Here is an 11,415-nt window from a genome sequence, read left to right as displayed (position 1 = left end):
AAAACTTTTCGGCTAATGGTTGCATCATTCAGCTCGTTGAAGGGGATATGGTTAGTGGGAGTACTGGTGTTTTCGGCAAGGTTACGAATACAGCTTGGCTAGCAGATGATCCTCTCACGAAAGTAGCCATCGCTAATCGATGCCTACAGTTCTGTGGTGATGTTGCAGCCAACCCTGACCTGACGGCAGTGAATGTCTATCAGACTGAAAATATTCAGGCACACTTGGTTACCCCAATCCTCTATCGGGGCAGCGTGTTAGGGGTGCTTTCATTGCAGTGGCAGCAGACCTATGAGCCTGACCAAGCTACCTTGGATGTTATCCATCTCTGTGCCCAGCAGTCTGCACTGGCGATTGTTTGTGCTCGCGGAGTCACCTAGCAACACTAGCCTGGCTATCAGGCCACGAACAACATCAGCAGAGCATTTAGATTTGTTACACTGGATTAGCGACTGTTAATCACTGATCGCTGACGCTAGTCATATTGCACGCTTGAGGATTCCCATGCAGCCTACACTCCTAGTCCCCAATAACCTGTCTAACGTACCCGCCGCTAGTAGCGATCGCTTCGATGCTAGTTGGGAAACAATCCTCTCCACTCTGCTAGGGTTAGGTCGTGCCGCAGGGGCAGACTTTGTGGAGTTCTTCCTAGAGCGCAGCAACTACATTAGCTGCCTCGCTGAAGATGATGCCATCACCAGCATTTCTCCCAGCCTGTCTACAGGTGCTGGAGTGCGCGTATTTCATGGCAAAGGTGACTGCTATGTCAGCACTAACGACCTATCAGTTCATGGTTTGCAAGCTGCACTAGAGAAAGCTTTGTCTATCTTGGGGCTGCATCTGCCTACTCCTAGTATCTTTACTCCTGCCATCAATCTAGAACCCTTGCGAGACTATGCTGTCTTGCGGGGTAAGGAAACATGGCTAGGCGATTGTAGCTCTATGCGAGAGATGGGGGATATCTTACTGGCGGCTACTGATCGTCTGAAACAAAAAGCCAGCCATGTACAGTCTCGGCGATCGTCCTACTTTCGAGATTGGCAAGAGGTACTGGTAGCCGCTAGCGATGGCACCTTTGCTCGTGATATACGCCTTACCCAGTCCGTTGGTTCTAGCTTGCTCTGTGCTGATGGTGACCATCGTGCTTCCATTGGTCAACGCCAAGGTGACACTAGTAACCCCAACTTCTTGCGAGCGTGGAATTATGAGTCCCTTGCAGAAGACATTGCCCACTCAGCCGGACAAATGCTCTACGCTGACTATGTGGAATCTGGCACCTACCCAATCGTTATGGCTAATGAATTTGGTGGTGTAATTTTCCATGAAGCTTGTGGCCACTTGCTGGAAACCACCCAAATCGAGCGCAAAACAACCCCCTTTGCCGACAAAAAAGGTGAAAAAATTGCTCACGAAAGCTTGACAGCTTGGGATGAAGGTCTGTCTGCTAATGCCTTTGGCACCATCGATATGGATGACGAGGGAATGCCTGCCCAGCGTACCCTACTGATCGAAAACGGCATCCTGCGTAACTTTATTGCTGACCGCGCTGGTTCCATACGCACGGGTCACCCCCGCACGGGTAGTGGTCGTCGTCAAGACTACACCTATGCAGCCGCCTCCCGGATGCGGAACACCTACATTGCTCCTGGCCCTTACTCAGTTGATGATCTGTTTGCGTCGATCGACTACGGCATCTACTGTAAAAAGATGGGCGGTGGCAGTGTTGGCCCCACGGGGGAGTTTAATTTCGGTGTGGATGAAGCCTACCTAATTGAGCATGGAAAAATCACCAAGCCGCTGAAGGGAGCCATTCTCATCGGTGAAGCCAAGGAAATTATGAATCGAATTTCTATGTGCTCCAGTGATTTGGGTCTGGCAGCAGGTTTTTGTGGATCCATTAGCGGCAGTATTTACGTAACCGTAGGCCAGCCACACCTTAAAGTTGACGCTATTACCGTAGGTGGGCGCTAACTATCCATGACGATCGGGGTTTGGATCCTGGGTGATCAGTTGTCAGCAACCCAGGCTGCTTTACAGTCCTGCGATCGGGCCAATACTGCTGTCATTTTGATTGAGTCCTTGGCTCATGTGCGGGTGCGCCCCTACCACCGACAAAAGCTGGTGCTGGTGTGGTCTGCCATGCGTCACTTTGCTGAGGAATTACGAGCAGCCCATTGGCAGGTTACCTATGTTCCAGCCGCTGACGATTTTGTTCCTGTTCTGGATGAATGGATCCGATCGCATCATCTCACTGAACTGCGGGTGATGCAGCCTGCTGATCGTCCCTTCGCCCGGTTTATTCAAACTCTTCAACTCCCCTGTTCTGTCACAATTATCCCCAACAACCAATTCTTGTGGAGTGATAGCGAATTTCGGCAATGGGCCAGCCATCGTAAACGTCTATTATTAGAAGACTTTTATCGGGAAGGACGCAAACGATTTGGGGTTCTAATGCAAGATGGACAGCCGATCGGCGGCGTATGGAACCTAGACAAGGAAAACCGGAAACCTCCCAAACAGGGCTTACACCCTCCCCAGCCGCTCTGGATAGAACCTGATGCCATTACACAGGCTGTCATGGAGCAGGTTCGTCAGTTGGACATGCCACTGTATGGCAATTTAGAACCATTTCGCTGGGCCGTCACCCGTCAGCAAGCACTGCAACTGTTGACTGATTTTATCAACCATCGCCTCCCTACCTTTGGCCCCTACGAAGACGCGATGGTAACTGGACAAGATACCCTGTGGCACTCGTTACTCTCTCCCTATCTGAATCTGGGCTTATTGCACCCGCTAGAAGTTATCCAGGCTATAGAACAAGCGTTTACCGATCGTAATCTTCCCCTGAACAGTGTTGAAGGCTGCATTCGGCAAGTGCTGGGTTGGCGGGAATACATGCGTGGCCTTTACGCTTATGTGGATGATGACTATCCTCAGCGCAACTGGTTTAACCATCATCACCCTTTGCCAGATTTTTTCTGGACAGGCGATACGGAGATGAATTGCTTACGCCAAGTGCTTGATCAGGTACAACGGACTGGCTATGCCCACCATATTCAGCGGCTGATGATTCTGAGTAACTTTGCCCTCATTGCAGGCATTTCCCCCCAAGCCCTAGAAAATTGGTTTCATGCTGCCTTTATTGATGCCTACGACTGGGTGATGCAACCGAATGTGATTGGCATGGGGCAATTTGCTGATGGCGGGATCCTTGCTTCAAAGCCCTATGCCGCGTCAGCTAACTATATCAACACCATGAGCGACTATTGCAAAGGATGTGTCTATAGTCCAAAAGCTCGCACAGGCAGTAATGCTTGCCCCTTCAATATTTTTTACTGGGATTTTCTGATTCGTCATCGAGCCGCCCTTACATCCCAGGGGCGTATGAGTATGATTCTCAAAAATATTGACCGATTTACCCTTGACGAAATTGTGACAATCCGCCAACAGGCAGCAGATTGGCATCATAGACTGTCAACCGTACAGTCAATAAAATCTATGCTATCTGACTCTGCAAAAACGTTGTAATTCTTTGCAAATAACCACCTTTTCCCCACCGATTTCACAATCACTCCACAGCTTTTCACAGAATTTTCCACAGGTTATGGGGAATTTTCCACAGGAGAAACGATGGAATCAGCGATCGCAGCGTTGGCAAAAATCTAGGCTACATGACACACATTACGGAAACCAAACAGGTTATTGTAAAGTTATGTAACAGAGATCGCTGGCAAATGCCTATTTTTTCGTTATCCCGATTTTCACGGAATTGTGATTGGTATCAATTGCAACGTTGACAATTCTGCCCTCTGCTAACGACAATAAGGCACCTGCATATAAATAACTGCTTGAACGAGATACGTCTTCCTACTGCTCAGAGTCTCTATCAGCTCATGCTGTAATGGCTCTGGCTATAGTGAAAGGCTCTTGGGTCAGGCTGTGTTGTGCCGGAAAAACTACATCATCAAGGTGCAGTTTTTAACTTGTTTGCTTAGGTTAAACTTCAGATTAGAGAGGCTTTCGATGAACGCAACGATCAGCATCTTGGCAGAAATTCCTGAAACTTTGCACGAGTCCCTAAAGTGTTATCTAGATCGTCATCCCGAATGGGATCAAGACCGTGTATTCTGCGCAGCATTGTCGTTGTTCCTGTTGCAAAACGGGGATAGCGATCGACGAGCAGCACGAGTTTATCTAGACACGCTATTTAAGCAAGCAGCTTAAGGCAGATCCTGAACATCATGGCAATGCAGGTTTTGATGAGTCAATGATGTTAAGCAAGCTAGTTGGTAGCCTAACCAAGTCAGGTAATCTAACTTAAGCCAGTTGGTTAGGAGATCAATCCATCATCAACCCATCGACGTACTCACAACATTGCTACTAACATCATCCAGTCAGTGGCTTTTGCATCTACTTCTGCGATTGTCATGGGATTATTTAGTCACTATCTAGTCACTATCTAGTCACCATCCTGATAGTTGACACTACACAGAAACCGTATCTGTGGAGCTTCAGATAGCGATACTGCAAAACCTATGCAACAAATACAACAAATGAAGGGGCAATAGTCTGCCCCTTTTCTTTATCTGCCCCTTTTGGCTCACGCCAACCTATCAGGCCAACCTATTAAGTGGCATGTCCATAGGAAAAGGTTAGCTATCTACAACTGCTAGCCCCCAGCGGCAAAGGCTCCCATAATGAGAGCTGATAGTAAAATGCCAGGAAAAAGCAGCACAATTAGCATAATTAGATCGTGGGTTTCCATATCGATCGTCAACACAGCCAGTTTACATGTACTTAACTTTAAGCAAACTTATTCCAGAGGAGTTGATTGTTCCAGAATTTCTTAACCTCGAAGACACTATCAGCGTTAGGCAATTGAACAACTATTAATCACAAGTTGATTGATCTAGGTCAATGAGTGTCGATGAATCCCTAGAGTTACTCACAGTCCGTAGCAAAAGTTCGGTACACCCTCTCAACCTCATAAGAAACTGTGTTAGAATTAGGGGCTGTATGGCGAGCGTAGCCAAGCGGTTAAGGCAGTGGATTGTGGTTCCACCATTCGTGGGTTCGAATCCCATCGTTCGCCCTTGAATTGGAATAATGTGTGCTATGCCGAGTGTCTGTACGATAGGCTAGCTACTGTTTCTATTTAGACAACATCCAAGTAGACTACTGGATGAGTTTGTTAAAGACACTGCTAGGGCAGGATCTATAGTGTTGTCATTGCACAAATCTTTGTTGTGAATTGACAGCAGTTCTTGGGAATACTCTAATTCAGCTTAGTGATCTACAAGTCAGTAGTTCAACTCTCAATGCTGAGTACTAAATTTTTGCACTTGTTGCTGAGCTACTAATCCATTAGACCCGTTAGTAATTGTCCTGAGTATTTGTGATAATTCTGAGTCTTTTACATCCAATTCAGGCTACTCCTGTACAAAGTTGGTCGTTTCCTGTCGAGCCGCTGGTGCGAATAGGCCGTGCTAGCGATAATGATGTGGTTGTCTATAGTGCGGTTGTCTCGCGCCATCATGTTGAGATGAGGCTAACCCCTGAAGGTTGGTGGGAAATCACTAGTTTGGGTGCGAATGGCACCTATGTGAACCAAGAGCGCATTACGAAGACAAAAGCTACTGATGGTATGGTGATGCGTCTCGGTAGTACTGGCCCAAAGATTCAAATTTCTTTGGATCCGCTAGCTGTTCATGTTTTCAGCAAGACGATGACCCCTAGGAAGACCGCAACCGATCAACCCGACCCATCAGCTCGCATTAAGACATTTTTGACTGAGCCAAAAACGGCGACGAATCCAACTGATGCGGCTAGTGAAGAGGATGACGATACAACTCAATTTCCTGTCTAAATCTGCTCCTTTGGCTATATGTGGGCATCACGAGGTTCCTTCCAGAAATGGCTGGTTGTTCCATGAGCGATGGCCGATGACTACCAATGACAAACGACCCCTAACCAATGACAATAGAAGTCGATGTCATAGAAATTGATATTTGAGTTAAGGCGGTATGAAAGCATTTGTAGCTGGGGCAACGGGCGAGACAGGTCGTCGCATTGTGCAGGAACTAGTTGCTCAAAACATTCCAGTGCGTGCACTGGTGCGTAATTTGGACACTGCTCAAGCAATTTTGCCTCCTCAAGTTGAACTGGTGGTAGGGGATGTATTGCAGGCTGATAAATTGGCCCCTGCGATCGCTGACTGCACTGTCCTCCTATGCGCAACAGGTGCAAGACCTAGCCTTGACCCTACTGGCCCCTATAAGGTGGATTTTGAGGGCACTAAAAACTTGGTTGACGTGGCTAAGGCCAAGGGTATTCAACACTTTGTTTTAGTGTCATCCCTCTGTGTATCTCAATTATTTCATCCCCTCAACCTGTTCTGGCTAGTACTGCTATGGAAAAAACAGGCAGAGGAGTATCTGCAAAAAAGTGGTCTGACCTACACGATCGTTCGTCCTGGTGGGCTGAAAAATACTGATGACACCTCCGCGATTGTGATGGGCAAAGCTGATACCCTGTTTGAAGGCAGCATCCCTCGCACTAAGGTTGCCCAGGTTTGTGTAGCAGCCCTGATGCATCCCGCAGCCCACAACAAAATTGTAGAAATTGTGTCTCGTCCTGAGATCAACCCACAGCCCATTTCAGAACTGTTTGCGTCAGTCTGACGATCGTTAGCCCGATTACCCATCGGAGGAGAACCAACAAGAGTGGATGAACTCACAACGGAGGTGCTAGTAGTAGGCGGAGGCACTGGAGGCACCGCAGCAGCTCTGCAAGCGGCACGTCGGGGTGTCCAAACAGTTCTTGTTAGCGAGCATAGTTGGTTGGGAGGCATGTTGACATCTGCTGGAGTTGCTGCTCCCGATGGCAATGAGCTGCTGGCTTTTCAGACAGGTTTGTGGGGAGCTTTCCTGCGGGAGCTTCAGCATCGCCAGCCACAGGGCTTGGATCATGGCTGGGTGAGTTTCTTTACCTATGATCCCCGTATCGGAGCGGAGATTTTTGCCGACTGGGCGCAGGCGTTGCCTAATTTGCAGTGGATTGTAGGTGGCGCACCACTAGCGGTTGGTCGCCGAGACGATCGGCTTACCTATGTGCAATTTGCCCACCTGCGAGTCTATGCCCACCTGATTTTGGATGGTACCGAGTTAGGGGAGGTACTAGCGTTAGGAGAGGTGCCTCACCGTTGGGGATGGGAATGGCAGGCCGAGTGGGGAGAACCAAGTGCGCCTGTGGCTGCTAACGAACTGACCCAACGCTATCCGGTGCAAGTTCCGACTTGGGTCGTGATCTTGCAAGATGTAGGGGAGGGTAACAGTGCTCCAGCTATTCCCCCGCCACCAATCCACACGCCAGAAAAATTTGCCGGAGCTTGGGAACAGTATGGGGCGGAGACGTTTCTGAACTATGGACGGCTGCCCGGCGATCGCTTTATGATCAACTGGCCTATCCACGGCAATGACTACGGAGAAGGTATTGATCGGCTATTGCAATCGCCCCAAGCTGCTGCTGAGTTCCTCCAGGAAAGTCTCTGGCATAGTCAAAGCTTTGCTTGTCATATTCAAACTCAGCTCGGTCGGCGCTATGGCCTTGCAGACATCTTTCCCCATGCGCTGTCTGCCTACGCTCTACATCCTTACTATCGAGAAAGTCGCCGCCTCCAGGGTGTCACTACCATTCGTGAGCAAGACATTTTACCCATGCCCCAAGGACGAGTTGCGGCCCTCCCCCTAGACGCTACCGGATCTGTCCAAGCGATTGCCCTTGGTAACTATGCCAACGATCACCACTATCCCAACTACGACTTACCGCTGACATCCAAGTCTATTCGCTGGGGTGGACGCTGGACGGGCACTCCCTTTACTATTCCCTATGGGGCACTGATTCCTGCTACCGTTGACGGTTTGTTGGTCTGTGAGAAAAATATTGCTGTCTCCCACATTGCTAATGGCGCTACTCGCCTGCAACCCACTGTACTAGGGATTGGTCAGGCTGCGGGCATGGCTGCTGCTCTTTGCATCGAGCGTCGTTGCCAGCCTCGAGAACTGCCTGTTCGTCTGTTGCAGGATGCTTTGCTTACTGATCCACTTGCACCCCTTGCCGTTATCCCACTGTTTAACCTGCCTCCTTACCATCCCCAATGGCTGACTTGGCAACAGTACTATCTAGATCATCCCGATGCTTATCCGCCGGATGGCAATGCTCCTATCGCTGCTCAACCTAGCTCACCAACTCTGACTACACAAGCCTGGGATCAAGACTGGACAGGTGTTTTTCATCGGCATGGAGAGCAGCACTACACCATAACGCTCCAGCGACCTCATAGGCTGACTGTGGGTACTCTAGCGCTGGTCACTCTTAGGAACGAGGTAGATAACCAGTTGGCTAGGCTGACAACAGGTCAACGTATCTCTGTGCAAGGCCGCTATAACCCATCAGGTAACTGGCTGTTAGTAGAGGCTATTAACGTGCTGCCTGAGAATTCCTCAAGCTTATCCTGATTTGTCAATAAACCCCCGTAACAGTTCATAGTCCCCACTGATACGGAGGTTTCTATGCGTACCAACACTAAAAAGTTAGGTACTAACCTAATTGCCCTAGGAATTGCAGCGCTAGCTGTTCTACCAACGATCGTCGCTCTCCAGTATATTCAACCCCAAGTTGCTCTCAGCACTATAGCATCAGAGGATGTAGAACGTGATGCGTCCTACCGGGGTAGTGGCCGCTAGCACAGATTTAGTCCTACAGGTTGCTGAATTTATTTAGCAATGACAATATATCTGTGCACATCGGTATAACATTCCTAAGATTCTTTAGTAAGATAATGACAAGTTATCGGTCAAATTTAAGGCTCTACGCTGAGGATCCCAAGATTTGATTCGGCCTAGTCTGTGATGACTCAGGTTTCTATGTGAATTGCTTTGATCGGGTGCTCTCTGGAATGCATACGTGTAATGTTGTGCCGCTATATCCGTGACTATGACAAACGACCTTGATCTGATTAAGCGCCTTAGCCCCAGCGCAATGGATCAGATTATGCTATACCTTGCCTTTAGTGCTATGCGAACGAGTGGTCATCGCCATGGCGCTTTCTTGGACGCAGCGGCAACGGCTGCCAAGTGTGCTATCTACATGACCTATCTGGAGCAAGGTCAAAATTTACGTATGACAGGGCACCTGCACCACATCGAGCCAAAACGAGTCAAGGTTATTGTTGAGGAGGTTCGGGAGGCACTAACGAAGGGCAAATTGTTAAAGATGCTGGGTTCTCAAGAGCCACGCTACTTGATTCAGTTTCCCTATGTATGGTTAGAGCAATATCCTTGGCAGCCGGGCATATCTAGAATTTCGGGCACTAGCTTTACGGCTGAAGAGAAGCGTCACATTGAGCAGCGCTTGCCGCCTAACTTGCCTGATGCCCAAATTGTCAACTCATTCCAGTTCATGGACTTGATTGAGTTTTTACATGCTCGATCGCAAGAAAACTTGCCTCCTGAGCGCCGGTTACCCCTTAGTGAAGCTCTAGCTGAGCATATCAAGCGCCGCTTGATTTATTCTGGCACGGTTACTCGCATTGATTCTCCTTGGGGAATGCCCTTCTACGCCCTAACTCGCGCATCTTACTCCCCTGCTGACGAGGAAGAGCGTACTTATATCATGGTGGAAGATACAGCACGGTTCTTCCGACTGATGAAGGACTGGGCTGATCAAAAACCTAAAACCATTCGGATTTTGGAAGAGTTAGATATTCCCGCTGATCGCATAGATGCTGCGATCGCTGAGCTAGATGAAACCATTCGGGCTTGGGCAGATCGCTACCATGAAGCTAATGGTGAGCCAATCATTCTCCAGATGGTGCTAGGCGAGCGTGACTAGTGTCAGCAATGCTGTGGTGGATGATGATCTACGGGAGACTATTGCTCAGATTGCTCAGGTTGTAGCTTCGCCCTACCCGATGGTATTCGCGACCCTGAGTGGTGATCATCTGTATGGGTTTCCGTCTCCAAACTCAGCCTATGACGTGCGAGGAGCCTATATTCTACCAGTCTCAGCCGTCGTGGGCCTAGAGGTGGCCAACGAGTCTATCTCAGCGGTGCGCCAGGCCAATGCTACAACTGCATCACTAGTTATCAATGTTGATCTGCACGATCTCAAGAAGTTTTCTCTGCTACTGCTGAAGAAAAATGGAGCAGCTTTGGAGCACCTCTGTTCCCCGTTGATCCTATACACTACACCGCACCACGATAGGTTGCGAGCGATCGTTCCCAAATGTATTACCCGGCATCATTTGTATCACTATGCTGGCTTAGCATCAACCTACTGGCATATGTTCCAGCAACCGCCCCACCAAATTAAACCCTTGCTCTATGCCTATCGAGCGTTGCTAACAGGCATTCACCTCATGCGATCGGGAACAATTAATACCAACCTTAATAGCCTTAATCAAGACTTTCAGCTTTCTTATCTTTCAGATTTAATCGCTAGCAAAGTTACAGGTTCAGACGACATCGCACTTACCCATGCTGATGTTCCATTCCATCATGGCGAGTATCAACGGCTTCAGCGGCTGTTAGAGGATGCTAGTCAAGCTAGTGCCTTACCAGAAGTACCAACTGCCAAAGCAGACCTGCATCAATTGCTTGTACAACTGCGCACGGGTGCAGGATCGTTCTAATCCTCGCCTGTAGCAACGCCATCAACAATCTTTTTCTATACAAAGCGGTGGGTAAATTCAAAGGTAAGATCGACTCTACCCTTGCGGAGCATAGCTGGATCTAGCCGCTCAGACGTGTTGCAGGTCATCAAGATTACCAATTTTTGTTGCACCTGGACACTACTCTCATCCACTACGCTTTGATACAGCGTGCCGTCTAGCAGGCTGAGAATATGTTCGGTCTTGCTGGTTCGTTGTGCAATCTCCAGGGAGCGATCCTGCGCTAGGTTATCGGCCTCGTTAATGATAATGCAGATCCGTTCTAGGTAGGCGGGTGGGATAAAGTGCTCGACTGCATCATGATCCAAGATAAAAATCACATAGCGGAGTGGTACTAAGACCTCCTTAGCCATGGCTTGAGTCCAGGCAGTTTTGCCTGTGCCAGGAATTCCCTGCACTAACACGGCTAACCGATCCTGCTGAAGAATAGCTTGCTGAACTGTGTCGCTAAAGCTCTGGATATCTTTTGGAAAAGACGATAGGGCATATTGACTTTGAACTTGCCCAACACGGCTTTGGTAACCACTGAGCATTACTGCTAAATTGTAAGTAGCTTTGCTAACAAGTGGCGCTAGGTTCGCTGCCATTAATGTGTAACGGCGACGGTTGCGCTCTACGCTGTTAATCTGCAACCAGATGTCATAGGCTGACCAGTAGGCATATACGGTACCGATCATCTCTAGGCG

General features: G+C 48.8%; 11 protein-coding genes and 1 tRNA gene. 11 read left to right on the top strand and 1 reads right to left on the bottom strand.

The genetic code is table 11. The annotated features are described in order from the left end of the window. The 11 genes from NZ772_05475 to NZ772_05425 form a co-directional block, all read left to right on the top strand. Window positions 1-380, top strand: a 380-nt coding sequence (locus NZ772_05475) for a GAF domain-containing protein (GenBank protein MCS6813010.1), incomplete at its 5' end; no start/stop codon positions are given. Between the two features lie 124 nt (window positions 381-504). Further along, on the top strand, window positions 505-1,971 hold the full coding sequence (locus NZ772_05470) for a TldD/PmbA family protein (protein MCS6813009.1): 1,467 nt from the start codon (window positions 505-507) through the stop codon (window positions 1,969-1,971). Window positions 1,972-1,977: 6 nt separating this feature from the next. Next, window positions 1,978-3,528: a cryptochrome/photolyase family protein gene (locus tag NZ772_05465; protein ID MCS6813008.1), complete on the top strand. Its 1,551-nt coding sequence runs from the start codon at window positions 1,978-1,980 to the stop codon at window positions 3,526-3,528. Between the two features lie 495 nt (window positions 3,529-4,023). After that, window positions 4,024-4,224: a DUF2811 domain-containing protein gene (locus tag NZ772_05460; protein MCS6813007.1), complete on the top strand. Its 201-nt coding sequence runs from the start codon at window positions 4,024-4,026 to the stop codon at window positions 4,222-4,224. A 795-nt stretch (window positions 4,225-5,019) separates the two neighbouring features. Continuing rightward, window positions 5,020-5,092, top strand: a tRNA-His gene (locus NZ772_05455). Between the two features lie 303 nt (window positions 5,093-5,395). Beyond that, complete coding sequence (locus NZ772_05450) at window positions 5,396-5,866, top strand: FHA domain-containing protein (GenBank protein MCS6813006.1); 471 nt, start codon at window positions 5,396-5,398, stop codon at window positions 5,864-5,866. A gap of 157 nt (window positions 5,867-6,023) precedes the next feature. After that, entirely contained in the window at window positions 6,024-6,680 is a 657-nt protein-coding gene (locus NZ772_05445) for an SDR family oxidoreductase (protein ID MCS6813005.1), read from the top strand. 42 nt (window positions 6,681-6,722) lie between these two features. After that, complete coding sequence (locus tag NZ772_05440) at window positions 6,723-8,516, top strand: FAD-dependent oxidoreductase (protein MCS6813004.1); 1,794 nt, start codon at window positions 6,723-6,725, stop codon at window positions 8,514-8,516. Between the two features lie 54 nt (window positions 8,517-8,570). Next, on the top strand, window positions 8,571-8,744 hold the full coding sequence (locus tag NZ772_05435) for a hypothetical protein (protein MCS6813003.1): 174 nt from the start codon (window positions 8,571-8,573) through the stop codon (window positions 8,742-8,744). A 250-nt stretch (window positions 8,745-8,994) separates the two neighbouring features. After that, window positions 8,995-9,891 carry a heterocyst differentiation master regulator HetR gene (gene hetR / locus NZ772_05430; protein MCS6813002.1) on the top strand — a complete coding sequence of 299 codons (897 nt, stop codon included), beginning with the start codon at window positions 8,995-8,997 and terminating at the stop codon, window positions 9,889-9,891. Then, window positions 9,884-10,690 (top strand): nucleotidyltransferase domain-containing protein, encoded by an 807-nt coding sequence (locus tag NZ772_05425; GenBank protein ID MCS6813001.1) that lies wholly within the window; start codon window positions 9,884-9,886, stop codon window positions 10,688-10,690. Before hetR ends, NZ772_05425 begins: the two co-directional genes overlap by 8 nt. 35 nt (window positions 10,691-10,725) lie before the next feature. On the opposite strand, the gene NZ772_05420 is transcribed toward NZ772_05425, so the two are convergent. Continuing rightward, window positions 10,726-11,415, bottom strand: a 690-nt coding sequence (locus NZ772_05420; protein ID MCS6813000.1) for an ATP-binding protein, incomplete at its 5' end; no start/stop codon positions are given.

This window comes from Cyanobacteriota bacterium (assembly GCA_025054735.1).
Lineage (GTDB): Bacteria > Cyanobacteriota > Cyanobacteriia > SKYG9 > SKYG9 > SKYG9.
This window is presented reverse-complemented; position numbering and strand designations above follow the sequence as displayed.

What these genes read in the sequence shown, in the direction of transcription:
- NZ772_05460 (MCS6813007.1), top strand. Translation starts at nt 4,024, where the DNA reads ATGAACGCAACGATCAGCATCTTGGCAGAAATTCCTGAAACTTTGCAC.
- NZ772_05470 (MCS6813009.1), top strand. Translation starts at nt 505, where the DNA reads ATGCAGCCTACACTCCTAGTCCCCAATAACCTGTCTAACGTACCCGCC.
- NZ772_05465 (MCS6813008.1), top strand. Translation starts at nt 1,978, where the DNA reads ATGACGATCGGGGTTTGGATCCTGGGTGATCAGTTGTCAGCAACCCAG.
- NZ772_05445 (MCS6813005.1), top strand. Translation starts at nt 6,024, where the DNA reads ATGAAAGCATTTGTAGCTGGGGCAACGGGCGAGACAGGTCGTCGCATT.
- hetR (MCS6813002.1), top strand. Translation starts at nt 8,995, where the DNA reads ATGACAAACGACCTTGATCTGATTAAGCGCCTTAGCCCCAGCGCAATG.
- NZ772_05435 (MCS6813003.1), top strand. Translation starts at nt 8,571, where the DNA reads ATGCGTACCAACACTAAAAAGTTAGGTACTAACCTAATTGCCCTAGGA.